We start from the raw sequence: 23,723 nt of genomic DNA, 5'->3' as shown, positions 1-23,723 counted from the left end.
GGTGTCCTGTCTGTTGGGGGTCTCAGGAGAGGCGGACGGTGTTGGTGAGGACGCCGATGCCGGGGATCTCGGTCTCGACGACGTCGCCGTCGGCGAGGTACGTCGGCGGCGTCATGCCCATGCCGACGCCGCCGGGCGTGCCGGTGAGCACGATGTCGCCGGGGCGGAGCACGGTGAAGGTGGAGATGTAGGCGAGCAGTGTGGGGCAGTCGAAGACCAGCGTCTCGGTGTTGCCGTGCTGGCGCTCGACGCCGTTGACCCGGCAGATCACCTCGACCCCGGCGACCGGGTCGATCTCGTCGGGGGAGACGACGACCGGCCCGATCGGGGTGGTGGCGTCCCACGCCTTGCCCTGGAACCACTGGAGCGTGCGGTTCTGCCAGTCGCGCACGGAGATGTCGTTGGCGACGGTGTAGCCGCCGATCGCCCTCTCCGCCTCGTCGCGGGTCGCGTTGCGGATCTCGGATCCGACGACCACGGTGAGCTCGGCCTCCCAGTCGACCTGCGTCCCGGCCGGCAGCACGATGTCGGCGCCGTCGGGCAGGAGGGTGTCCGCGTACTTCGCGAACAGGGTGGGGTGAGCGGGCCGCTCCCGGCCCAGCTCGGCGATGTGGTCGCCGTAGTTGAGACCGCAGCAGATGACCTTGCCAGGGCGTGGCACGGGGATGTGGGGGAGCTCGGCGGGTTCCATATTTCAATTTCCGCACGAACGTTGCGCAGTTGTCAATAGATGATCTACGGTCGGTCCCATGACCACGGACCTCACGCCGATCCCGGTGAACCCGGCATCCCTGCCCGCGCCGAGCGGCTACTCCCACGGCACTCTCAGCGGAAACACGCTTCATCTCGGCGGCCAGACCGCCCTCGACAAGGACATGAAGATCGTCCCCGGCGGCATCGTCGAGCAGTTCCGGCAGGCGTTCGGCAACGTGCTGACCACGCTCCGCGAGGCGGGCGGAGTGCCGGAGGACCTGGTCTCGATCACCATCTATCTGACCGACATCCCCGACTACCAGGCGCACGGCCGCGAGATCGGCGCCGCCTGGCGGGAGCTGGCCGGACCGGTCTATCCGGCGATGGCCGGCATCGGCACCACCGCCCTGTGGCAGCCGGAGGCGATGATCGAGATCCTCGGCGTCGCCGTCATCCCCGACTCGCGGCTCCGCCGCCCGCAGGGGGAGTGAGTGTTGCGCCGGTCATCGGGGGAGTGGGCCGGGCCGGGGTAGTCCAGCGGGGCGGGCCGGGGGTGAGGGTGGGCTCGACGGGGTAGTCCAGGGAGCTTTGGTCGGTTTACTGGCCAGTAGCGGGCAAAAACTCCCTGGAGTATCTCTCCAGCCCGGCGTGAGACCCCCGACGAGCCAACCGACGAGCTACCTCGCGAGGTGCTCGGTGAAGAAGGCCAGGATGCGGCCCCAGGCGTCCTCGGCCTCGGGCTCGGAGTAGTTGAAGCCGACGACGCGCTCCAGGACCGGCATCGGGGAGGGGAAGCCCCAGTCGTTCATGAAGCTGTGGCCGACGTCGGGATACTCCTTCACGTCGTGGGGTACGCCGCCCTCCGTCAGCACCGCCTCGACCTTGGCCGCCGCGCCGGGCAGCGTGCGGTCCTTGGCACCGTAGCTGGCGACCATCGGGCAGGACGAGCGCAGCGCGGACAGGTCCCCTGGCTTCACCCCGTAGTTCGGTGCGGCGGCGTCGAAGATGCCGCGTGGAGCCAGCAGGAGCGTGAACCCGCCACCCATGCAGAAGCCGACGACGCCCACCTTGCCGGTGCAGTGCTCATCGCCGGCGAGGTGGTCGCGGGCGGCGATCAGGTCGTTCACAGCGGCGCCCTTGCCGGTGACCAGCGACCGGATCGTACTGACGACGCAGCCGACCTTCGGGCCCCGCTGGTAGAGCGCCGGGGTCAGGGTCAGGTAGCCGTTCGCGGCGAAGCGGTCGCTGATCCGCTTGATGTCGGTGGTCATGCCGAGGATGTCCTGCACGACCACCACGCCGGGCCAGGGTCCGTCGCCTTCGGGGACGGAGAGATAGCCGTGCGCCGGGCCGGCAGGTGCCGGGTAGTCGATCATCGACATGTCATCACCTCGGCAGACATCCTCGCAGGTCGGTGCCGTCGCACCGGTCGGAATCGCGCGAGCCGATAGGTTCCCCAGATGACGTACGCCGCTTCGACGAAGGAGCCCTGATGATCGCTGCCCGCCCTGTCCCGGACCGTTCGGTGCGGTGCCGATGAGGGCCCGCGACTTCGCGGGCCGGCACGCCCTGGTGACGGGTGCGGCCAGCGGGATCGGCAGGGCGGTCGCCCAGCGGCTCGCCCGCGAAGGTGCGGTCCTGCACCTGACCGACCTGCGCGCGGACGACCTCCGGTCGGTGCGAGCCCGGATCGAGGAGTCCGGCGGCACGGTCGCCACTGCGTACGCCGCCGACATCTCCTCCATCGACGAGGTGCGTGAGCTCGCGGCCGCGGTGCACGCCGAGACGCCTGCGGTCGATGCGGTGCTCAACGTCGCCGGCATCGCCGTCTGGGGCACGGTCGAGCGGATGAGCCACGAGCAGTGGCGCTCGGTCGTCGGCGTCAACCTCATGGGCCCCATCCATGTGATCGAGAGCTTCGTGCCGGCGATGATCGAGCACGAGCGGCGCGGCCACCTGGTCAACGTCTCCTCCGCCGCCGGGCTGGTGGGGCTGCCCTGGCACGCCGCCTACAGCGCCAGCAAGTTCGGCGTGCGCGGGGTCTCCGAGGTGCTGCGGTTCGACCTCGCGCGCCACGGGATCGCCGTCACCCTGGTCACCCCTGGGGCGGTGGCCACCCCGCTGGTGCGCAGCATCCAGGTCGCCGGGATCGACACCACCACGCCGGAGTTCGAGCGGCTGCGCGGCCACTTCCAGCGTCGGGCCGTCACCCCGGAGCAGGCCGCGGACAGCATCGTCGACGGGATGCTCCGGCGTCGCTATCTGGTGCACACCTCGCGCGACATCGCCTTCCTCCACGCACTCCAGCGCCACCTGCCGCCGGTCTATGCGCTCGTCATGGACCTCGCCAACCGCGCCGTCTCCCGACTCGAGAGGAGGCTCCCATGACCGAGCCGCGCATCCGTCCCGGCCGCCTGGGCGAGGTCGGATTCCTCGCCTGGTCGATCGCCAGGCTCGGCGGTCGGACCGCCGGCACCGAGCCGCTCAACCTGTTCCTCGTCCTGGGCCGGCACAAGCGGCTCTTCCGCGGCTGGCTCTTCTTCGCCGGCCTGCTGATGCCGGGCGGCCTGCTGCCGAGGCAGGAGAGCGAGCTGGTCATCCTGCGCGTCGCCCACGTGCGTGGGTCGGCCTACGAGGAGACCCATCACCGTCGCATCGGGCGGCGAGCAGGTCTGATCCAGACCGATCTCGACCGCATCGCCCTCGGCCCCGACGCCGACGGCTGGACGCCACGCCGGCGCGCGATCCTCTCCGCCGTCGACGAGCTGCTCGCGTCCCGCGACATCGGTGACCCCACCTGGGCCGCGCTGCGCGAGCACCTCGACGAGCGGGAGGCGATCGAGCTGGTCCTCCTCATCGGGCACTACGACATGCTGGCGGCGGCGATCGCCGCCCTCGACGTACGCCGGGAAGGGCCCCGACGAGGTCGCTAGGCGCGAGCCTCGTCGGAGCCCTCAGGCGATCGCGGAGGGGTGTTTGGCCAGCGGGGTCACGTCGACGTCCATGTAGGGGAACAGCGGGAGGCCGGAGAGGATCTCGTGGAGCTCGTCGTGGGACTCGACGTCGAAGACCGAGACGTTGGCGTACTCCCCGGTGATCCGCCACAGGTGGCGCCACTTCCCGGCGCGCTGGAGATCCTGGGCGTAGGCCTTCTCGCGGGCGATCGTGTCGGCGCGGACGCCCGGATCCAGGTCGTGCGGGATCCGGACGTCCATGCGTACGTGGTAGAGCATCAGCCGCGCACCGGGTCCAGGACGAAGCCGTAGTCGACGTTCACCGAGCCGTCGCCGTTGTCGACGGGGTCGAGCACGAGCTCGGGCTTGACCGCCGAGGCGATGTCGTCGTCGTTGTGCTCGTCGCCGGGGAAGTAGAGCTGGGCGGTGAGGAGCTCGTGGCCCGGGGCCGACACCTTGACGTGCAGGTGGGCCGGGCGCCAGGCGTGCCAGCCGGCGGCGGCGATGAGCTTGCCGCAGGAGCCGTCGGTCGGGATCTGGTAGGGCGCGGGCTGGATCGTGTGGATCTCGAAGGCGCCGTCGGCGCCGACGGTGAAGGTGCCGCGGAGGTTCCACTCCGGGATGCCCGGGGCGAACTGGGAGTAGAAGCCGTCGGCGTCGGCGTGCCAGAGCTCGACCTTGGCGCCGTCGAGCGGGGTGCCGTCGGTGGAGGTGATCGTGCCCTTCCAGGTCAGCGGGGTGCCGGACTCGCCCTCGCGCATCGGGATGGTGCCGTTGGCGCCCTGCTCGGGAGCGTCGGGTACGTAGTAGGGCCCCTCGATCGTGCCCTTGTTGCCCTCGCGGTGCTCGGTGGCGACCTTCTCGACCTCGTGCTCGACCCAGACGTCGAGGAAGAGCGGCCACTCGCCGTCCTTGCCGACCTGGATCAGCCATGCCTTGAGCGCGTTGTACTCGTCGTAGGTGACCTTCTCCTCGCGGATGGTGTCGTAGACGGCTTCGAGCACGCGCCGGGCCAGCCGGTCGACCCGCTCCGGCGGGGTGTCCTTGACGGCGTCGAAGGGCGACTTGTCCGCGGCGAACCGCTCGGTGGCGGAGGCGCCGGAAGCGGCCGCGGTCGCGGCCGAGGTCTCGGCAGGTGACTCGAGGGTCTGGTCGGCGGTCATGGGTGTTTCCTTCCGTGTTGCGGTGTGAGGTCTTCAGTTGTCGGTGCGGTAGCGATCGAGCTTGTCGGGATCGATCTCCACCCCGAGACCGGCACCGGGGCGTACGGCCAGCTCGCCGTCGCGGATCTCGAGCGGCTCGGTGAGCAGGTCATCGGCCATGTCGAGGAAGTTGGAGAGCTCACCTGCGCGGCGCGAGGTGAGCCGGTGGGCGGCGCCGAACGCGATCGTGCAGGCACTGCCGAGCTGGCTGTCGATCTGGTTGCCCATCACGACCTCCAGCCCGAGGCCCTCGGCAAGATGGAGCACCTGCTGCGACGCGGTGAAGCCGGTGCGCGCGGTCTTGATGCTGATCGCGGTCGCGGAGCCGCCGAGCACCTCCCGGGTGACATCGGCCGCGGTCGGGACGGACTCGTCGGCGATGAACGGCACGTCGACCTGGCCGACCAGCCAGCGCCGGCCGAGCACGTCGTCGGCGGGGTTGAGCTCCTCGGCGAAGAGCAGGTCCAGGTCGGCCATCTGCCTCATCGCGCGGGCGGACTCGGCCGCGGTCCAGCCGCGGTTGCCGTCGACGTACAGCTCGATCTCGTCGCCGAACCGCTCGCGCAGGGCGCGGACGACGGCGGTGTCGAGCTCGACGGGGGAGCGGCCGACCTTCACCTTGAACGTCGAGATCCCGTACGCCTCGCGCATCCGCTCCGCCTCGGCGACCATCGCCTCCGGAGTGTCGAAGCCGAGCATGTGGGAGACCCGCATCCGGTCGGTGTAGGCGCCGAGCAGGTCGACGACCCGTAGGTCGAGGGTCTTGCCGAGCGCGTCCCACATCGCCATGTCGACGGCCGCCTTGGCGGTCGGGTTGCCGACGGTGCGCTCCATCAGCGCCCGGGCGGGCTCGCGCTCGAGCAGGGTCAGGCCGGTGAGCTGCGGAGCGAAGAGCTGGTCGATCACGGCGATGATCCCGGCCTGCGTCTCGCCGTAGGTGAACGGCCGCGGCGGTGCCTCGGCGACACCCACGACGCCGTCGTCGGTGTGCACCCGGACGAGCACGTGCTCGGCGGCGTGGACCTCGCCGGAGGCGAAGCGCAGCGGCTTGCGGTAGGGGATGGCGAAGGGGATCGCCTCGATCTTGGTGATCTTCATGATCGGACTCCGAGCCCGGAGGCGTCCGGGCGGGTTGCGGTGAACAGCTCGGCCGCCTCGAGGACCTCGATGACGGCGTCGACGACCGGGTTGTCGTCGTCGGTGCGCCGGGCGAGCGCGAGCTCGACGCTGCCGGCGTCGAGCAGGTCGCGGAAGACGACGCCCTCCAACGGGAGCGCGCGGACCGAGGCCGGCACGATCGCGACCCCGAGGCCGGCGGCGACCAGGGCCAGCAGGACCGCGGTGCTGGGCGCCTCGTGCTCGCGGCGCGGCACGAAGCCGGCCTCGCGGCAGCTGCGCAGCACGGCCTCGTTGACCGCCGAGTCGCGGGCGCTGTAGGCCACGAACGGCTCGGTGCGCAGGTCGGCGAGGGCGACGACCGGCTCGACGGCGAGGCGGTGGTCGGCGGGGATGGCCAGGGCGAGCGGCTCGACCTCCAGGGTGCGGAGGCTCAGCCCCTCGCCGACCGCCGGCGGCCGCAGCACCCCGAGGTCGAGCGCGCCGTTCTGCAGCCGCTCGCACTGGGCCGGGGTGAGCAGGTCGGCGTGGATCTCCAGCGCCACCTCGGGCAGCTCGCGCTTGACCACGCGGGCGATGCCCGGCAGGTGCGAGAAGGAGGCGGTGCCGGTCAGCCCCAGGCGAACGAGCCCGTGGCGGCCGGCCCCGATGCGGCGTACGCCTCGGACGCTGTCGTCGACGGCGGCCAGCACGCGGGTGGCCTCGGTGCGCAGGAACTCGCCGGCCGGGGTGAGGGACACCTGCCGGGTCGTCCGGGTGAACAGGGTGACGTCGAGTTCGGACTCGAGCTGACGGATCGCCTGGGACAGCGCCGGCTGGGCGATGTGCAGCTGCGCCGCGGCCTGGCCGAAGTGGCAGGTCTCGGCGACGGCTGCGAAGTACCGCAGGTGGCGTAGCTCCATGGTGCGCTCCTCGATGGGGTGATGCACGCCACGCTAGATCCGTGATCCATAAACAACAAGGACGAAACTGCGGCGTATTGATCGATGCCACTGATGAATGGATGCCTAGGTCGGGACTGGGCATTCGCCTGGTGTGACCGGCGCCACTCGCTGCGAGGGTCGAAGCACCGTCACCCGTTGGAGGCATCACCATGACCGCACCGCTCACCGAGAGCCTGGGCCACATCGAGAACGTCCTGTCCGACGCCGTGGTCGAGGACCCCGAGGCCGGGATCTACCGCGCCAACCGTCGGATCTTCACCGACGAAGAGGTCTTCGAGCTGGAGATGAAGCACATCTTCGAGGGCAACTGGATCTACCTCGCTCACGAGAGCCAGGTGCCGAACCCCGGCGACTACATCACCACCTACATCGGGCGGCAGCCGGTGGTGATCACGCGCGACAAGAGCGGCGAGCTGCACTGCATGATCAACGCCTGCGCACACCGCGGGGCGATGCTGTGCCGGCGCAAGACCGACAACCGGATGACCCTGACCTGCCCGTTCCACGGCTGGACGTTCCGCAACGACGGCACGCTGCTCAAGGTCAAGGACCCCGAGGACGCCGGCTACCCGGACAGCTTCGACACCGAGGGCTCCCACAACCTCACCCACGTGGCCCGCTTCGACAGCTACCGCGGCTTCCTGTTCGGCTCGCTGAACGACGACGTGCTGCCGTTGGAAGAGCACCTCGGTGACACCGTGAAGGTCATCGACATGCTCGTCGACCAGTCGCCCGACGGCCTCGAGGTGCTCCGCGGCGCCTCGACCTACACCTACGACGGCAACTGGAAGGTGCAGGCGGAGAACGGCGCCGACGGCTATCACGTCACCGCGACCCACTGGAACTACGCCGCCACCACCTCGCGCCGCAACACCGGCGAGTCGAAGAACACGACCAAGACCGTCGACGCCGGCAGCTGGGGCAAGGCCGGTGGTGGCTACTGGTCCTACCCGAACGGCCACCTGTGCCTGTGGACCTGGGCGGCGAACCCCGCCGACCGGCCGCTGTGGGACCAGATGGACCAGCTCAAGGAGAAGTTCGGCGACGCCAAGGGCGAGTTCATGGTCAAGGGCTCCCGCAACCTGCTGCTCTACCCGAACGTCTATCTGATGGACCAGTTCTCGACCCAGATCCGGCACTTCCGCCCGATCTCCGTCGACAAGACCGAGGTCACCATCTACTGCATCGCCCCGAAGGGCGAGAGCGCCGAGTCGCGGGCCTGGCGGATCCGGCAGTACGAGGACTTCTTCAACGCCTCCGGCATGGCCACGCCCGACGACCTGGAGGAGTTCCGCTCCTGCTACGTCACCTACCAGGCCTCCGCCGCGCCGTGGAACGACATCAGCCGCGGCGCCGAGCACTGGCAGACCGGGCCGGACGAGGTCGCCGAGGCGCTGGAGATGCCGGGTGTCATCTCGGCAGGCGCGAAGAACGAGGACGAGGGCCTCTACCCGGTCATGCACGCGCAGTGGGCCGAGCAGCTGCGTACGGCCATCGCGAACGAGAAGGGAGCCTGACCATGACGCTCACCCAGAACGCCGCTCCCGCCGGCGAGAAGCTGATCACGCACACGATGATCGAGCAGTTCCTCTACCGCGAGGCGCGCTTCCTCGACGACCGCGAGTTCGAGAGGTGGCTGGAGTGCTACGCCGACGACGTCGTCTACTGGATGCCCTGCTGGGACGACGCCGACCTCCTCACCGAGGACCCGCAGACCGAGATGTCGCTCGTCTACTACCCCAACAAGGGTGGTCTGGAGGACCGCGTCTTCCGGATCCGTACGGAGCGGTCCTCGGCCACCTCGCTGCCGGAGCCGCGTACGTCCCACAACATCAGCAACGTCGAGGTCATCGAGCGCCGCGGAGACCTGGTCGACGTGCGCTTCAACTGGCACACCATGTACTTCCGCTACAAGACCGTCGACCCCTACTACGGCACGTCGTTCTACACCATCGACTTCTCGGGTGAGCAGCCGCTGATCCGCCGCAAGACGGTGGTGCTGAAGAACGACTACATCCACCACGTCGTCGACATCTACCACGTCTGAGGCGCGCGATGACTGCAACCGAGACCGAGACCCAGACCGAGTCGAGCACAGGGGTCGCGACCCATCAGGTCGCGCTGTCCTTCGAGGACGGGGTGACCCGCTTCATCACCGTCCGCGAGGACCAGACCGTCGCCGACGCGTCCTATCGACAGCGCATCAACATCCCGCTGGACTGCCGCGACGGTGCCTGCGGGACCTGCAAGGCGCTGTGCGAGTCGGGCGACTTCGACGGCGGCACCTACATCGAGGACGCGCTCTCCGAGGCGGAGGCCGCCGAGGGGTACGCCCTGCCGTGCTCGATGAAGCCGCGCTCGGACCTCGCCCTGCAGATCGCGACCACCTCCGAGGTCGCCAAGACCGGCGCTGCGAGCTACACCGGCACCGTCGTCGGCCTGGACCGGCTGAGCCCGACCACGGTGCAGCTCGCCATCGACATCCCCAACCGCGGCGAGCTCGCCTTCCTGCCCGGCCAGTACGTCAACATCACCGTGCCCGGCACCGAGGTGACCCGCTCCTACTCGTTCGCCAACGCTCCCCACGAGGAGCGGCTCGTCTTCCTGGTCAAGCTCACGCCGGGTGGAGCGATGTCGACCTGGCTGACCGAGCGCGCGGCGGTCGGCGACGAGGTCACCTTCACCGGACCGAACGGCTCCTTCTTCCTCCGCGACGCCCGCTCGCCGCTGCTGATGCTGGCCGGCGGCACCGGGCTCGCGCCGGTGCTCTCGATGCTGCGCCAGCTCCACGTCGACGGCTGCGACCGCTCCGGCCGGCTCGTCTACGGAGTCAGCACCGACGACGACCTGGTCCTGCTCGACGACGTCGGTGAGCTCGTCTCCCGCCTGCCGGGCTTCACCTGGGACCACTGCGTCTCCGACCCGGCCTCGTCAGCGGTCAACAAGGGCTACGTGATGAGCCTGATCGGCGACGAGCACCTCAACGGCGGCGACGTCGCCATCTACCTCTGCGGCCCGCCGCCGATGGTCGAGGCGGTGCGTACGCATCTCGGTGATGTCGGCGTCGAGCCCGCGGGCTTCCACTACGAGAAGTTCGCGCTCGCCACGCCGGTCGGTGAGCCGAAAGCCGCCCCCGCCTCCCCGCCGGCTCCGGCCCCCGCCTCCCCGCCGGCTCCGGCCCCCGCAGCCGAGCCGACGCCGGCCCCCGCTGGTCGAGCCGCGAGCGCCAGCGAGCGTGTCGAGACCAACACGGTCGCTGTCCTGCTCGAGTCGCCCGATGCGCGGGGGATCGGCGGTCAGACGACGTTTGCTCGAGACGACTCTGTCGGTCTCACTGTGCCCGACCCGGCGGGGCCCCCGCCCAGGGGCTCCCGCGGCTCGACCGACGATGGCGACGTGATTCGCCGGATCGCCGGTCAGCTGGTCGCGCCGGCCCCCGCTGGTCGAGCCGCGAGTGCCAGCGAGCGTGTCGAGACCAACGCGGTCGCTTCGCTGGCCGAGTCTCCCGGGGCGCGGGGAGTCGGCAAGCAGGAGATCTTCGCTAGAGACGACTCTGTTCTCACTGTGCCTGACCCGGCGGAGCCGGCTCCGAGGCCACGGTTCATCACCCCGGGCCGGTTCGCCGGTCAGGTCGTGGTGGTCACCGGCGCAGCCCAGGGCATCGGCGCCCAGGTCGCCCGCCGGGTGGCCGCCGAGGGCGGGAAGGTCGTCCTCGCCGACCGCTCGCCGCTGGTCGCCGAGGTCACCGGCGAGCTCACCGGCCAGGGCGCGAGCGCCACCCCGGTGGAGTGCGACCTGGAGAGCTACGACGGAGCAGCGGCGCTCGTGGAACGGGCCCTGGCTGCGTACGCCCGCATCGACGTGCTGATCAACAACGTCGGTGGTGCGATCAACTTCAAGCCGTTCACCGAGTTCACCGCCGAGCAGATCGACGCCGAGATCACCCGGTCGCTGATGACCACGCTCTACGCCTGCCGCGCCGTGCTCCCGGGCATGGTCGAGCGGGGGAGCGGCGTGATCGTGAACGTCTCCTCGGCCGCGACCCGCGGCATCCACCGGATCCCCTACTCCGCCGCGAAGGGCGGGATCAACGCGATCACCGCGAGTCTCGCGCTGGAGTACGCCGACGCCGGGATCCGCGTCGCCGCGACCGCGCCGGGAGGAACCGAGGCGCCCCCGCGACGGATCTCGCGGGGCACCCCGACGCCCCGGACCGAGACCGAGAAGGCGTGGTTCCAGGCCCACATCGACCAGACCCTCGACACCTCCCTGATGCATCGCTACGGCACGCTCGACGAGCAGGCCGCCGCGATCTGCTTCCTCGCCTCCGAGGAGGCCTCCTACATCACCGGCACGGTCCTGCCCGTCGCCGGCGGTGACCTCGGCTGAACCATCCAGGTCCTCTCTCGGGGCCGTTCCTCCCTTTCGCGAGCGTGCTCGCGTGACCGATGGAGATCACCCATGCCCGACACCACCGAAAGCACCGACGAGATCGCCCGGGCGAAGTCCGCGCGACAGCTCACCTGGGTCGTCGCGCTCTCCGCGCTGGCCCTGATGTTCGACGGCTACGACCTCGTGGTCTACGGCACGGTGCTGCCGACCCTGATGGCAGACCCCTCCCAGATCGGACAGCTCTCCGCCGGCCAGGCCGGCACGCTCGGCAGCTACGCCCTGGTCGGCGTGCTGGTCGGCGCGCTGAGCGCGGGTGCGGTCAGCGACCGGATCGGCCGCCGCAAGGTGGTGCTCGCCAGCATCACCTGGTTCTCGCTCGGGATGGCCGCGACCGCCCTGGCGCAGTCGATCGCCGTCTTCGGCATCCTGCGCTTCCTGACCGGCATCGGGCTGGGCGCGATCCTGGCGACGGTCGGCGCGCTCGTGGCCGAGCTCGCCCCGCCGGAGCGCAAGAACCGGCTCAACGCGATCGTCTACAGCGGCATCCCGGCCGGTGGCGTGAGCGCCTCGCTGATGGCGCTGATCATCGACCCGAGCGGCGCCAACTGGCGGATCCTGATGGCGATCGGTGCCAGCCCGCTGGTGCTGCTGCTCCCGTTCGCGATCGCGAAGCTCCCCGAGTCGCAGCAGTGGCTCGACTCGCGCGGGCAGGTCGCTCCCGTCACCGGCCCGGTGGCGCAGGAAGCCGTCGGCTTCAGCGCCCTGGCTCGCCGCCCGCTCGCCTTCCCGACCCTCGTGCTCGGCCTGATGAGCTTCTCCGGGCTGCTGCTGACCTACGGCCTCAACACCTGGCTGCCGAAGATCATGGAGGACAACGGCTACGGCAAGGCGTACGCCCTGACCTTCCTGCTCGTGCTCAACGGCGGTGCCATCGTGGGCGGTCTCCTCGCCTCGTTCGTCGCCGACCGCACCGGCGCCCGGAAGGTCGTCGCGACCACCTTCGTGCTCGCCGGGCTGATGCTGGTGCTGCTGCCGCTCGGGCTGCCGCTGGCCGTGCTGTTCCCGGCGGTGGCGATTGCCGGCGTCGGCACGATCGGCACCCAGGTGCTCATCTACGGGCTCGTCGCCAACTACTACCCGACCCGGGCCCGTGGCGCGGGCGTCGCCTGGTGCGCCGGCTTCGGGCGGCTGGGCGGCATCGTCGGCCCGATCATCGGCGGCGCTCTGGTGGCCGCCGGGGTGGGCGGCACCACCGCCTTCCAGATCTTCGCCGGGGTCGCGATCGTGGGTGCCGTGGTCACCGCCGCGGTGCCGCGATCGCCCGAGGAGCCCGTCGTGGACGTCGCTCTCGACGAGGGCCTGCCCGCATGAAGGGGGCCTAGGGTGTGACCGTGCTCATCGAACGAGCTGGGTGTGTCGGTCGTGAGGACGAGCTCGTCGAGCTCACCTCGCGGCTGGCCCTCACCCGCACCTCCGGCGCCGCCGCCGTGCTGGTGCTCGGCGGTCCGGGGCTGGGGAAGACCGCGCTGCTCCGAGGCCTGGCCGAACGGGTCGCCTCGCCCCCGCTGACCGCTCGTGCCGCCGCATGGGAGCAGGGTTCGCCGGGCGCCGTGCTGCGCCAGCTGCTGGGGGAGGAGCCCCCGACGGACGCGGTCGCCGCGGCGGACGCGCTGGTGGCCCGTGTCGAGGAGGCCCGGGAGGGCGACGAGCCCGGCCTGGTGCTCCTCGACGACGCCCACGCCGCCGACCAGGTCTCGCTCCAGGCACTCGCCTCCGCGTTGCGGCGGCACCGCGACGTACCGGTCCTGCTGGTGCTGGCCGCCACCCGGAGCGCGCCGTTCCTGGGTGAGATCGCCGCCGAGACCGTACGCATCGAGGGGCTCGACGCGACCGCCGTCGGTGAGCTCGCGGCCCTGCGCGGCCGGGTGCTGCACCCGGCGATGGCCGAGGTCCTCACCCGCCACACCGGGGGCAGCCCGCGTGACGTGGTCGCGCTGCTCGACGAGCTTCCGCCCAGCCGGTGGGCGCGGCCCGACACCCAGCTGCCCGCCCCCGCCCACGTACGCGACGAGGTCGAGCTCGCGCTCGCCGGCTGTGGTGCGCGCGGGCGGGTGCTCGCCGAGGCGCTCGCGGTCCTGGGGGAGGAGGCGACGCTCGGTCAGGCCGCGACCCTGGCGGATCTCGAGGACCCGCTGGCGGCGGTCGACGCTCTGGCCTCCGCAGGGCTGGTCGAGGCCGCTCACGACCACCGCCCGCGCTGGCGTACGCCGCTGGTCGGGGTCGCCGTGCTCGACACGATGGGCGCTCGCCGCACCGCCGACCTGCACCAGCGCGCCGCCGAGGTCGTCGACGACGAGGTCCGCCGGGTCCGCCACCGCGTCGCCGCGACGCCCGTGCCGGACGTCGCCCTCGCCGACGAGGTCGCCCGGCTCGCACAGCGACGCGGTGACGACGGCGCCTGGGCGCAGGCCGCCGCGCTCTACCGCGACGCCAGCCGGCTCACCGAGGACCCGCTGCGCCGCGACGACCGGCTGATCCACGCGGTCGACGCCCTGGTCGCGGCCGGTGACGGGATGGGCGCGGCCGCGATGGTGCCCGTGGTCGAAGGCCTGCGGGAGACACCTCTGCGCGACGCGGTCCTGGCCTACCTGGCGATCCTGCGCGGTCGTGCGACCGAGGCCGAGGTGCGCCTCGGGCGCGCCTGGGACATCGTCAACGCCGACCGCGAGCCGGAGACGGCCGCCCTGATCGCGACCCGCCACGTGCTGCACTCGCTGGCGCTGTGCCGCGGCGACGAGCTCGTCACCTGGGCCGACCGCGCCATCGCGCTCGCCGGGAGCGACTCGGCGGCGGGCGTCGAGGCCGCGGCCATCCGCGGGCTCGGGCTGGCGATGGCCGGCCGGTTCGAGGAGGCCCTCGAGGCGTACGCGCTGGCCGCCCGACGCGTCGGCCACAGCGCCCAGACCCAGCGGGTCACCATGGGCCGCGGCTGGCTCGGGGTGCTCGCCGACGAGCTCGACGAGAGCCGCAGCCGCCTGGAGGGCGTCACCGACCCGCGCGTGCTCGGCGGCTCGACGCGCATCGCGATGTGGGCGCTGGCCTGGCTCGCCCGGGTGCAGTTCCTGACCGGGGAGGGCAACGCAGCGCTGCAGACCGTCGCGGCCGGCAGGGCGCTGGCCGCGGAGTCGGGCATCGCCCTGGTCACCCCGATGCTCGAGTGGACCGCCACCGAGACCCACCTGCTGCGCGGGGACTGGGACGAGGCCGCCCGTGCGGCGCGAGCCGCCGAGAGCTGCGCGCAGGGCTACGAGATCATGCGGGTCCCGACGCTCCTCGCCCGGGCCCGCATCGCCGAGGCGCGCAGCGACTTCCGCGCCGTCCTGCGCATCCTCGAGCCGCTCACCCACGCCCCGGCCGACAGTGCGCTGACCGAGCCCGCCATCTGGCCGTGGGCCGAGACGTACGCCGCGGCGCTGGTCGCCGAGGGCAGGCTCGAGGAGGCCGACGAGCTCCTCCGGCCCCACGAGGCCCGTGCCCGGGAGGAGGAGCACCGCTCCGCCGAGGCGAGGCTGGCGACCGCTCGCGGCCGCTGGCACGCCGCCCGTGGTGACCTGGTCGGGGTGCGCGACACCTTCGACCGTGCGCTCGGTCTGCTCGACGGGCTGCCGCTGCGCTACGACCGGGCCCGGATCACCTTCGCCTACGGTCAGGCGCTGCGTCGCGCGGGCCGCCGCCGCGAGGCCGAGGCGCTGCTCTCCTCGGCCCGCGACCTGTGGGACGCGCTGGGTGCGCAGACCCACGTCGACGCCGCGCAGCGCGAGCTGCGGGCCGGGGGAGTGCGCGCGCCGCGCGGTGAGCGCGGCCCGGTGGACCTGACCCCGCAGGAGGAGACCGTCGCGGAGATGGTCGCCTCCGGCCTCTCCAACCGCGAGGTGGCGGCGCAGCTGTTCGTCTCGCCCAAGACCGTGCAGTACCACCTGACCCGCATCTACGCGAAGCTCGGCGTCCGCAGCCGGACCGAGCTCGCCGCGTTGGCGGCCGAGCCGACGGAGGAGCCATGAGCACCGACCTCGACGTCCGACCACCACAGACCGCGCTCCGGCGCGACCTGGGCCGACACGAGCTGGTCAACGGCTTCGTCGGCTTCCTGTTCTCCTGCACCGGGCCGGTCGCGGTGATCCTCGCGGTCGGTCAGGGCGCCGGGCTGTCGACCGCCGTCGTCGCCTCCTGGGTCAGCGCGGTCTTCTGTCTCAACGGTGTGCTGACGATCCTCGCCTCCCGCTGGAGCCGGCAGCCGCTGGTCTACTTCTGGACCATCCCCGGCACCGTCGTGGTCGGTCAGGCGATGGCCGCGGGCACCACCTGGGCCGAGGCGGTCGGCGGGTTCGTCATGGCTGCGGTGCTGCTGCTCGCGCTGGGGCTGACCCGGCAGGTCGACCGCGTCATGCACCTGCTGCCGATGCCGGTCGTGATGGCGATGGTGGCCGGGGTCTTCCTCCGCTTCGGCACCGACCTGGTGCTCGCCGTCGACCGCGACCTGGCCATCGCCGGACCGATGGTCGCCGCCTTCGTCGCCGTCAGCGCGCTGCCCCGGCTGGCTCGCTGGCTCCCGGCCGTGCTGGCTGCGCTGGCGGTCGGCGCGGTCGCGGTGGGCCTCGCCGACCGGACCGCGGTCGAGGTCGGCGGACGCTGGGTCATCGCCCCGGTCTGGAGCGCTCCTGTCTTCACCGGGTCGGCCTTCGTCGAGCTCACCATCCCGCTGCTGATCACCGTCCTCGTCGTCCAGAACGGCCAGGGCATGGCGGTGCTGCGGGCCGTCGGTCACGACCCGCGGATGAACCAGGTGACCGGCTGGTGCGGCGCGACCTCGCTGGTCGCGGCTCCGTTCGGCGGGGTCTCCACCTGCCTCGCCGGGCCGACCAACGCTCTGGTCACCGCCACCGGGGAGCCCCGACGGCACTATGCGGCGGCGGTGTGGTGCGGCGTACTCGCCATCGGGTTCGGGCTGCTCGCCCCCGGCATGGTCCGCGTCATCACCACCATGCCCGAGGCGTACGTCGCCGCCCTGGGCGGGCTCGCCATGCTCAAGCCGCTCCAGGGCGCCTTCCAGACCGCGTTCCGCGGCCCCTACGTCACCGGCGCGCTGGTCACCTTCCTGGTGACTGTCGCCGACATCACCGTCCTCAACATCGGCTCCGCCTTCTGGGGGCTGGTGGCCGGCGTCGCGGTCAGCGCGCTGCTGGACCGCCCGGCCCGACCCGAGGGCGACGGCAAGGAGAGATCATGACCCCGACAGACACCTACCCCGACGCGACGATGCGCTACGGCGCCACCGCCCGGCAGGTCGCCGACGTCTTCGAACCGTCCGAGGCGACCGACTCGCTCGTCCTGCTGCTCCACGGCGGGCTGTGGCGCGACTCGGACCGGATGCGGACGTGGTCGGCCGGCCGGGCGCTGGCGGAGGCCGGTCATCTGACCGCGACGGTGGAGTACCGGCACGGTCCCGGCCAATGGCGCCAGGCCTTCGAGGACGTCTCGACCGCGATCGAGTCGATCCAGCTCAGCGGGCGGGAGTGGACGATCCACAACGACGCGCCCCGCCGGATCACCCTGGTCGGCCACTCCTCCGGCGGCCAGCTCGCCCTCTGGGCGGCCTCCCGCCCGGCCACCCTGGTGACCGGGGTCGTCGCGCTCGCCCCCGCCGCCGCCCTAGCCGCGATGACCGCGGAGGGTCTCACTGACGGTGCGGTCGAGGAGTTCCTCGGCGGCACCCCGGCCGAGAACCCCGAGGCGTACGCCGCCGCCGACCCCGTCGGGCTGGCCCCTCAGGTCCCGGTGCGGATCCTCCACGGCGCCGCCGACACCGTGATCCCGCTCGAGATCTCCCAGCGCTACCGCGCAGCCCACCCCGGCGTACGTCTCGATGTTCTCGAAGGTGCCAGCCACACCGACTGGGGCGACCCGACCTCGTCCGTGTGGTCGCACGTGTGCGCCGCGGTCGGGGAGGTCTGATGGTCGTTTTCGGGGTACTCCAGGGAGTTTTGGCCCGTTACTGGCGAGTAAACCGACCAGAACTCGCTGGACTATCTCGCCGACCAGCTCACTGGGTCGCCGCAGCGATGACGTCGAGCAGCCGCCGATGGAGCTCCATCAGCTCCTCGACGTCCATCCCGAGCCGCTCGACGATCGCGGGCGGGATCTTCTCGGCGTCGTCGCGGAGCGCGCGGCCCTGGTCGGTCAGGACGACGGCGAGCGAGCGTTCGTCGCTCCGGTTGCGCTCACGGCGGAGGTAGCCCTGGGCCTCGAGCCGCTTCAGCAGCGGGGAGAGGGTGCCGGGGTCGAGCTGGACCTTCCGGCCGAGCTCGGAGACGCGCAGCGACTCCTCCTCCCACAGCGCCAGCATGACCAGATACTGCGGATGGGTGAGGCCCATCGGCTCGAGGAGAGGCCGGTAGAGGGCGATGACGCTGCGGGCGGCGACCGCGAGCCCGAAGCAGACCTGCTGATCGAGGGCCAGCGGGTTCTCGATCTCCGAGAGGTCGTTCGTCGGCATGTGAGTTAGCGTACCAATAGTTGGTGCACCAATGATTTGCCTGTTAAATGTTGGTGTGCCTGCCGGAGAGATGGACAAGACCGTGAACGAGCCAGTGCGACGACCGCGACACCTGATGGACCCGGACAACCCGATCCGTCCGGTCAACGACAAGTCGCTCACGCACGTGCAGCAGTGGGTCGCGTCCGTGCTCGCCGTCTTCACCGTCGCCCACCTGGTGGTCGGGCTCGTCATCGGCGCCGTCGCGATCGACCCCGTCTACCAGCCCTCGCGCATCGGGCTGTGCGTCATCGCCGCGGCGTTCGGCGTGCTGGGCCTGGCCGGCGGGTTCCTCATCCACCGCCGCAGCCCGTTCACGCCGTGGCTGGTCCTCGGCATCGTGCCTTCGCTGGTCGGACTCTGGTTCATCCTGCGCTGAGCGGGCGACGCCCCGGTCCCGAGGCGCCGCCCGCTCAGTCGATGGCAGGTCAGAACAGGTCCGGCACGGTCCAGCCGTCGAGGTCGTACTCGGACAGGAACTCGTCGGCGAGCCCCTTCATCGCATCCGCACCGCCGCGGTTCTGAGCGGCGAAGAGGAGCTCGGCCTTCACGTTCTCGTGGTTGCCGGAGTAGTTGCGCTCGTAGAGCTCGTGGCGGCCGCCGAACTCGGAGCCGATCGAGTCCCACAGCGCCTTCATGACCTTCACCCGGTCGACCGCGGTGATGCCGTTGGAGCCACGGACGTACTTGTCCAGGTACGGCCTCACCTCGGGGCTCTTGAAGTCGGCGGCGCCGGAGGGCAGGTAGATCAGCCCGGAGGCGACGTCCTGCTCGATGATCTCCTTGACCCGCGGGTAGCCGTGGATCATGAACATCCGGTACGTCAGGCCGTACTCCAGCTTCGGGATGACCGAGTCGCCGACCCACGGCTCGGGGTCACGGGCCATCGACTCGGTCAGCGACCAGAACAGGTTGCGCCAGCCGATGACCTCACCCACCCGCGTCTGCACGCCGCGGAAGCCGCCGGAGCCGGTGGCCTCGAGCGCCTTCATCAGCAGGCCGGCGATGAAGTCGAGCTTGACGGCCAGGCGCGTGCAGCCCTGGAAGGTGAACCTCGGCAGGAACCCCGACTGCGGGAAGAAGGCGTTGATCCGCTCCACGTCGCCGTACATGAAGACGTTCTCCCAGGGCACGAGCACCTTGTCGAAGATGAAGATGGTGTCGTTCTCGTCCATCCGGCTCGACAGCGGGTAGTCGAAGGGGGCGCCGTTCTTCGCCGCCTGCTCGGTGTAGGACGAGCGGCAGATCAGCTTGATGCCGGGGGAGTCCATCGGGACGGTGCAGATCAGGGCGAACTGCTTCTTGCGGATCGGCAGGCCGTAGTGGGCGATGAAGTTGTAGTTGGTGATCGCGCTCCCGGTCGCCACCACCTTCGCGCCGGAGACGATCAGCCCGGCGTCGGTCTCCTTCTCCACCTTCATGTAGACGTCGCCGACCTCGTCTGGCGGCAGCTGCCGGTCGACCGGCGGGTTGATGATCGCGTGGTTCCAGTAGAGGACCTTCTCCTGCGACTCGCGATACCAGCGCTCCGCGTTGTCCTGGAACGGAGCGTAGAGCTCCTTGTTGGCGTGCAGGGTGCCGAGGAAACTGGCCTTGTAGTCGGGGGAGCGGCCCATCCAGCCGTAGGTCATCCTCGACCAGCGTGCGATCGCGTCGCGCTCCTTGAGCAGGTCGGCGGAGGAGGTCGGCGTCTTGAAGAACGGCATCGTGACGCCGCCGTTGCCGGTGTCGGTCGGCACGGTGAGCTCGTCGACGTGCGGACCGGTGTGCAGGGCGTCGTAGAGGCGAGCGGTCATCCGCACCGGGTTGCGGAAGGCCGGGTGCGTGGTGACGTCCTCGACCCGCTCGCCGTGCAGGTAGATCTCACGCCCGTCGCGCAGGCTCTCGATGTACTCGTCGCCGGTCATCGGCCGCGACGCGAAGTTGGTCTGCTTGTTGGCGGGCGACTCGGCGGCCGGGTTCACGGTCGGCGGGCCGTCGGTCTGGGACTCGGGTGCGAGGGTTTCGGTCATCGTGTCTCTCCTTTGTCGGGGTCGAGCTGGGTGTGGACTGGGTCAGTAGTGCGTGGATCGGGGGATCGCGGGTGCCGCGGTCGCGAGGAACGACGCCGTCGCGTCGAACCAGCCGGTGCTGGGGTCGTCCTGGCAACCGAGCCAGACCACGTCCGAGGACGGGCTGCCGATCTCGTGGAAGGCGCTGTCGTGGAACAGCAGCGGCTTGCGGTCGGTGGCGGTCACCTCGACGACCTCGCCGAGGAACAGCAGATGGTCGCCACCGTCGTCGGTACGCCACGGACGGCACACCAGCGTCGCGGCCGTCCCGCCGAGACGCGGCGCCGTCGCGCTCTCGCGCCAGGGGAGCGGGTCCCGGCACGGCCGGCCGGCGAAGTGCATGGCGACGTCGCTCTGGTCGGCCGCGAGCACGTTGACCGCGAAGGCGGCCCCCTCGAGATAGGCGGCCGCCTTCGACGTACGCGTCAGGGCGACCTGCACCAGCGGCGGGTCGAGCGAGATGGGCGTGAAGGCGGTCACCGTCGCGCCGTGGTGAGCGCCGTCGGGTGTGCGGCAGGTGATCACGGTGACGCCGGTCGCGAAGCGGCCGAAGGTCGACCGCAGAGTGCGTGGGTCCATGAGGCTCCTCCTTGATCCAGCCGCTCGTCGTGTGGCGGCAGTCACGTTGGAGGGTGACGCTAGGTCCGGATCCTGTCGTCTGCGATCCGCTCGGCGAAGGCGCTGTCCGGATTGCGCACCAGTTTTTCGGACGCTCTCGGCGGTAGCCTGATGCGCTGTTAACGTGAAGGACGTCACAAAGGGGGTGGCAGATGAACGGTCCGGGCATCCTCGCCGCGTCGTCCGGGTCATCCGGCGAGATGGAGACGTTCTCGGACGAGGTCTCCCAGGCCTATTTCCCGCATGCTCTGACCATGCGTGGCCGACCCGACCGTCCGGCGGAGCTGCGTGCGGTCGATCTCGGCCCGGTCCGGCTGACTCGGATCGGCTGGGGCGCGGAGGTGTCGGTGGAGTCCGACCACCCGGGGGCCTGGGCGGTCAACGTCCCACGTAGCGGTGTGCTCGAGGCCAACGTAGGTGGGGCCCACGTGCTGTCGCTCGACGGTCAGGCGACGGTCTGCCCTCCCGACCGGCCGACCCGGATGACCCGGTGGTCGGCCGACTGCTCGATCGTCGGGATGCGGGTCGACCGCGACTACCTGGTCGATGAGGTCGCCGCCCTGGTCGGCCTCCACACCGACCGCATGCCCGCCCAGCTGGACCTGCGTGCCGACGGCGCCCGCGCCTGGATCGGCCTGCTGGCCTCGCTCGGCACCGAGGCCATGCGCAACCCGGCGCTGGTCGGGGACGAGCGGGTACGCCGCCGGCTGGCCGGCACGCTGTCCGCGGCCTTCGTCGCGGCCTGCTTCCCCGAGGAGCCCGCGGTGGGATCCGTCCAGCCCCGCATCGTCTCCCGTGTCGTGGAGGCGATGGAGTCCGACCCGGCCAGGGAGTGGACCGTCTCCGACCTGGCCCGCGAGGCTGCCGTCGGCATCCGCCGGCTCCAGCAGGGCTTCCAGCGCTACCTCGGATGTACGCCCACCCAGAAGCTGCAGGAGATCCGGCTCGAGCGCGTCCACGCCGACCTCATCGCCAGCAACGGCGACACGGTCGCCGAGGTCGCCCACCGCTGGGGGTTCACCCACCTCGGGCGCTTCGCCGCCGCCTACCGGCAGGCCTACGGCGTGACCCCGTCCCAGACGCTGCGCTGCCGCTGATCCGTTGACGCTCCGGGGAGCGGGTCAGTGCCGAGGCGGCTGATCGGCACCGAGGTCGGCCAGCACCGCCAGGGCGCGGGTGATCAGCGGGCTCTCGTCGCCCGCACGGGTGGCCGCGACGAGCTCGATCCCGGGAGTGCCGGTCAGCGGGAGGTAGACGACTCCAGGGACGGCCAGCGCAGCGCTCGGCTCCGGAGTGATGGCGACCCCGAGACCGGCCGCCACGAAGGTGACCAGGGTGGAGGTCTCGGCGACCTCGTGGGCGATGTCGGCACGCAGGCCTGCGGAGTCGAAGAGCTCCTGGATCATCGTGTTCATCGCCGAGCGGCCGCTGCCGGCGTGGATGACGAGCGGCTCGCCGTCGAGGTCGGCGACGCGGATCCGCCGGCGGCGCGCGAACCGGTGGTCCCGCGGCAGCGCCACCAGCAGCTTCTCCTGTCGCAGCGTCGTGACGGAGAGCCCGGCGGTGTCGGCCAACGGCCTCATCAGGCCCAGGTCGAGGCTGCCGTCGAGGAGCGCGGTCGCCTGGTCGGGCGAGAGCATCTCGCCGCGGAAGCCGAACTCGACCTCGGGCAGCTCGGCCCGCAACGTACGCGCCAGGTCGGGGAGCAGCGAGTACGTAGCCGACCCGACACACCCGATCAGCAGCCGCCCCCGCCGTCCCGAGGCGATGCTCGCCGCCTCGTGCGCGGCGTCGTCGACCGCACCCAGGATCTCTCGCGCCCGGTCGAGGTACGCAGCCCCGGCGGGGGTCAGGTCCACCCGCCGCGTCGTACGCGTCAGCAGCGTCAGCCCCAGCTCGGCCTCGAGCTGTCGGATCTGCTGTGACAGCGGCGGCTGCGCCATGTGCAGCCGCGCCGCCGCCCGCCCGAAGTGCCGTTCCTCGGCGACCGCCACGAAGTAGCGAAGATGGCGCAGCTCCATGCACTCATACTCGCAGAGTCTCAGTCGCCCCGAAATGATCGTCCCGTCGAGAAGTCAGGGACGTCGGCCGAAGCGTCACGTACGCAGGTCGAGACGTCACGTACGTCGGCCGAGTTGGCACCACGGTGCCAACTCGGCCGACGTACGTGACGCCTCGACCATCCGGGGCGACGCCTCGACCCGTATCCACCGGTGGTCGAGGCCGCTACCCGAGCTCGACGGAGATCCGGGGCAGATGCGCCGACTCGGCGGCCTACGTTGGGGCAGTTGCGCCGACTCGGAGCTCTACGTTGGGGCAGATGCGCCGAGTCGGCGAACGTCAGGCTGGGAGGGTGTCGCCCTGGACGGCCTGGATGTCGAGCTCGACCTTGAGTGTCGTGCCGATGGCGGCGATGCCGGCGGCGACGGCCTGGTTGTAGTTCATCGCGAAGTCGTCGCGACGCAGCTGCGCGGTCGCGCGGAAGGCGGCGCGGGTGCCGCCCCAGGCGTCGGGGCCGGTGCCGAGGTAGGCGACGTCGAGATCGACCGAGCGGGTCTGGCCGTGCATCGAGAGCTCGCCGTGCACGGTCCAGCGGTCCGGCCCGGCGGGCGTGAGGCCGGTGGAGCGGTAGACGATCTCCGGGAACGCCTCGACGTCGAGGAAGTCCCCGGTGCGGAGGTGGTCGTCGCGCATCCGGTTGCCGGTGTCGATCGAGGCGGCCCGGATGAACGCCTCGACACGCGACTTCTCCAGGTGGTCGGGAGCGATCTCGACGACCCCGTCGAAGTCGGTGAACCGGCCACGCACGCTGGAGATGCCCAGGTGCTGCGCGACCGCGCCGACGGTGGAGTGGGCGGGGTCGATCGTCCACGGCCCCGGAGCAGGGAGCGAGGTGTCGCCCTGCCGGGTCAGCGTGACGGTGCCGAGCGCGGCGTTGCCGGAGGCGGTGACGATGGCGGTCGCCGCGGCGGGGGACCACCCGATCGCGGTGACGATCGCGACGTACGGCCCGGGGGCGAGGACGGTGTCGTCGGTGACGACACCGTCCTCGTCGGCCTCGGCGCGCAGCACCTGACCGCCTCCCGTGTCGGTGAGGGTGACGACCGCGTGCGCGACGGCCCAGCCGTCACGGGTGCGGATCTGTGCGGTCAGTGGCATGC

At 71.2% G+C, this 23,723-nt stretch carries 23 protein-coding genes; 12 read left to right on the top strand and 11 right to left on the bottom strand.

What is annotated here, in order from left to right; all coding sequences use genetic code 11:
• Window positions 1-22: 22 nt before the first annotated feature.
• Window positions 23-691 (bottom strand): fumarylacetoacetate hydrolase family protein, encoded by a 669-nt coding sequence (locus IEY81_RS19075; RefSeq protein WP_189120079.1) that lies wholly within the window; start codon window positions 689-691, stop codon window positions 23-25.
• Between the two features lie 58 nt (window positions 692-749).
• Here IEY81_RS19075 and IEY81_RS19070 point away from each other — a divergent pair, with 58 nt between their 5' ends.
• On the top strand, window positions 750-1,184 hold the full coding sequence (locus tag IEY81_RS19070; RefSeq protein WP_189120078.1) for a RidA family protein: 435 nt from the start codon (window positions 750-752) through the stop codon (window positions 1,182-1,184).
• Between the two features lie 186 nt (window positions 1,185-1,370).
• On the opposite strand, the gene IEY81_RS19065 is transcribed toward IEY81_RS19070, so the two are convergent.
• Complete coding sequence (locus IEY81_RS19065) at window positions 1,371-2,075, bottom strand: dienelactone hydrolase family protein (protein WP_229787998.1); 705 nt, start codon at window positions 2,073-2,075, stop codon at window positions 1,371-1,373.
• Between the two features lie 154 nt (window positions 2,076-2,229).
• Between IEY81_RS19065 and IEY81_RS19060 the strand changes: the two genes are divergently transcribed.
• Window positions 2,230-3,081, top strand: coding sequence for an SDR family oxidoreductase (locus IEY81_RS19060; RefSeq protein WP_189120130.1), 852 nt, complete (start codon window positions 2,230-2,232; stop codon window positions 3,079-3,081).
• Window positions 3,078-3,626, top strand: a complete 549-nt coding sequence (locus IEY81_RS19055; RefSeq protein ID WP_189120077.1) for a carboxymuconolactone decarboxylase family protein — start codon at window positions 3,078-3,080, stop codon at window positions 3,624-3,626. The genes IEY81_RS19060 and IEY81_RS19055 overlap by 4 nt, the downstream gene beginning before the upstream one ends.
• 21 nt (window positions 3,627-3,647) lie before the next feature.
• Here IEY81_RS19055 and catC read toward each other — a convergent pair whose 3' ends face one another.
• Genes catC through IEY81_RS19035 form a run of 4 tightly spaced genes read right to left on the bottom strand, consistent with a single transcriptional unit; the run spans window position 3,648 to window position 6,894 of the window.
• The gene (gene catC, locus IEY81_RS19050; RefSeq protein WP_189120076.1) at window positions 3,648-3,926 is read right to left on the bottom strand and encodes a muconolactone Delta-isomerase; all 279 of its coding nucleotides are present in this window, start codon (window positions 3,924-3,926) and stop codon (window positions 3,648-3,650) included.
• Window positions 3,926-4,810 carry a catechol 1,2-dioxygenase gene (gene catA, locus IEY81_RS19045; protein ID WP_189120075.1) on the bottom strand — a complete coding sequence of 295 codons (885 nt, stop codon included), beginning with the start codon at window positions 4,808-4,810 and terminating at the stop codon, window positions 3,926-3,928. Before catA ends, catC begins: the two co-directional genes overlap by 1 nt.
• 33 nt (window positions 4,811-4,843) lie before the next feature.
• Entirely contained in the window at window positions 4,844-5,947 is a 1,104-nt protein-coding gene (locus IEY81_RS19040; RefSeq protein ID WP_189120074.1) for a mandelate racemase/muconate lactonizing enzyme family protein, read from the bottom strand.
• Entirely contained in the window at window positions 5,944-6,894 is a 951-nt protein-coding gene (locus tag IEY81_RS19035; RefSeq protein WP_229787996.1) for a LysR substrate-binding domain-containing protein, read from the bottom strand. Before IEY81_RS19035 ends, IEY81_RS19040 begins: the two co-directional genes overlap by 4 nt.
• Window positions 6,895-7,058: 164 nt before the next feature.
• Here IEY81_RS19035 and benA point away from each other — a divergent pair, with 164 nt between their 5' ends.
• From benA to IEY81_RS19000, 7 genes are all read left to right on the top strand, one after another.
• A complete protein-coding gene (gene benA / locus IEY81_RS19030) occupies window positions 7,059-8,426 on the top strand; it encodes a benzoate 1,2-dioxygenase large subunit (RefSeq protein ID WP_189120073.1) in 1,368 nt (455 codons plus the stop codon).
• Between the two features lie 2 nt (window positions 8,427-8,428).
• Window positions 8,429-8,956, top strand: coding sequence for a benzoate 1,2-dioxygenase small subunit (gene benB, locus IEY81_RS19025; protein WP_189120072.1), 528 nt, complete (start codon window positions 8,429-8,431; stop codon window positions 8,954-8,956).
• An 8-nt stretch (window positions 8,957-8,964) separates the two neighbouring features.
• Window positions 8,965-11,298, top strand: coding sequence for a benzoate 1,2-dioxygenase electron transfer component BenC (benC, locus tag IEY81_RS24540; protein ID WP_189120071.1), 2,334 nt, complete (start codon window positions 8,965-8,967; stop codon window positions 11,296-11,298).
• A 72-nt stretch (window positions 11,299-11,370) separates the two neighbouring features.
• Entirely contained in the window at window positions 11,371-12,672 is a 1,302-nt protein-coding gene (locus tag IEY81_RS19015) for an MFS transporter (RefSeq protein ID WP_189120070.1), read from the top strand.
• Window positions 12,673-12,692: 20 nt separating this feature from the next.
• Window positions 12,693-15,362, top strand: coding sequence for a helix-turn-helix transcriptional regulator (locus IEY81_RS19010; protein WP_229787995.1), 2,670 nt, complete (start codon window positions 12,693-12,695; stop codon window positions 15,360-15,362).
• A complete protein-coding gene (locus tag IEY81_RS19005; RefSeq protein WP_189120069.1) occupies window positions 15,359-16,588 on the top strand; it encodes a benzoate/H(+) symporter BenE family transporter in 1,230 nt (409 codons plus the stop codon). The genes IEY81_RS19010 and IEY81_RS19005 overlap by 4 nt, the downstream gene beginning before the upstream one ends.
• Window positions 16,585-17,313, top strand: coding sequence for an alpha/beta hydrolase family protein (locus tag IEY81_RS19000; RefSeq protein ID WP_189120068.1), 729 nt, complete (start codon window positions 16,585-16,587; stop codon window positions 17,311-17,313). Before IEY81_RS19005 ends, IEY81_RS19000 begins: the two co-directional genes overlap by 4 nt.
• Window positions 17,314-17,401: 88 nt before the next feature.
• On the opposite strand, the gene IEY81_RS18995 is transcribed toward IEY81_RS19000, so the two are convergent.
• Window positions 17,402-17,854, bottom strand: coding sequence for a MarR family winged helix-turn-helix transcriptional regulator (locus IEY81_RS18995; protein ID WP_189120067.1), 453 nt, complete (start codon window positions 17,852-17,854; stop codon window positions 17,402-17,404).
• Between the two features lie 82 nt (window positions 17,855-17,936).
• Between IEY81_RS18995 and IEY81_RS18990 the strand changes: the two genes are divergently transcribed.
• Window positions 17,937-18,272 carry a hypothetical protein gene (locus tag IEY81_RS18990; RefSeq protein WP_189120066.1) on the top strand — a complete coding sequence of 112 codons (336 nt, stop codon included), beginning with the start codon at window positions 17,937-17,939 and terminating at the stop codon, window positions 18,270-18,272.
• 49 nt (window positions 18,273-18,321) lie between these two features.
• On the opposite strand, the gene IEY81_RS18985 is transcribed toward IEY81_RS18990, so the two are convergent.
• Together IEY81_RS18985 and IEY81_RS18980 are read right to left on the bottom strand one after the other, a co-directional pair.
• Window positions 18,322-19,905: a 4-hydroxyphenylacetate 3-hydroxylase family protein gene (locus IEY81_RS18985; RefSeq protein WP_189120065.1), complete on the bottom strand. Its 1,584-nt coding sequence runs from the start codon at window positions 19,903-19,905 to the stop codon at window positions 18,322-18,324.
• A gap of 42 nt (window positions 19,906-19,947) precedes the next feature.
• Window positions 19,948-20,523, bottom strand: coding sequence for a flavin reductase family protein (locus IEY81_RS18980; RefSeq protein WP_189120064.1), 576 nt, complete (start codon window positions 20,521-20,523; stop codon window positions 19,948-19,950).
• Window positions 20,524-20,714: 191 nt separating this feature from the next.
• On the opposite strand from IEY81_RS18980, the gene IEY81_RS18975 reads away from it, so the two are divergent.
• Entirely contained in the window at window positions 20,715-21,659 is a 945-nt protein-coding gene (locus tag IEY81_RS18975; protein ID WP_189120063.1) for an AraC family transcriptional regulator, read from the top strand.
• 24 nt (window positions 21,660-21,683) lie between these two features.
• Here the strand turns inward: IEY81_RS18975 and IEY81_RS18970 are convergent, their stop codons facing one another.
• On the bottom strand, window positions 21,684-22,583 hold the full coding sequence (locus IEY81_RS18970; protein ID WP_189120062.1) for a LysR substrate-binding domain-containing protein: 900 nt from the start codon (window positions 22,581-22,583) through the stop codon (window positions 21,684-21,686).
• A gap of 319 nt (window positions 22,584-22,902) precedes the next feature.
• On the bottom strand, window positions 22,903-23,721 hold the full coding sequence (locus tag IEY81_RS18965) for a YceI family protein (RefSeq protein ID WP_189120061.1): 819 nt from the start codon (window positions 23,719-23,721) through the stop codon (window positions 22,903-22,905).
• Between the last annotated feature and the right edge of the window lie 2 nt (window positions 23,722-23,723).

This window comes from Nocardioides luteus (genome assembly GCF_014648595.1).
Taxonomy (GTDB): domain Bacteria; phylum Actinomycetota; class Actinomycetes; order Propionibacteriales; family Nocardioidaceae; genus Nocardioides; species Nocardioides luteus.
This window is presented reverse-complemented; position numbering and strand designations above follow the sequence as displayed.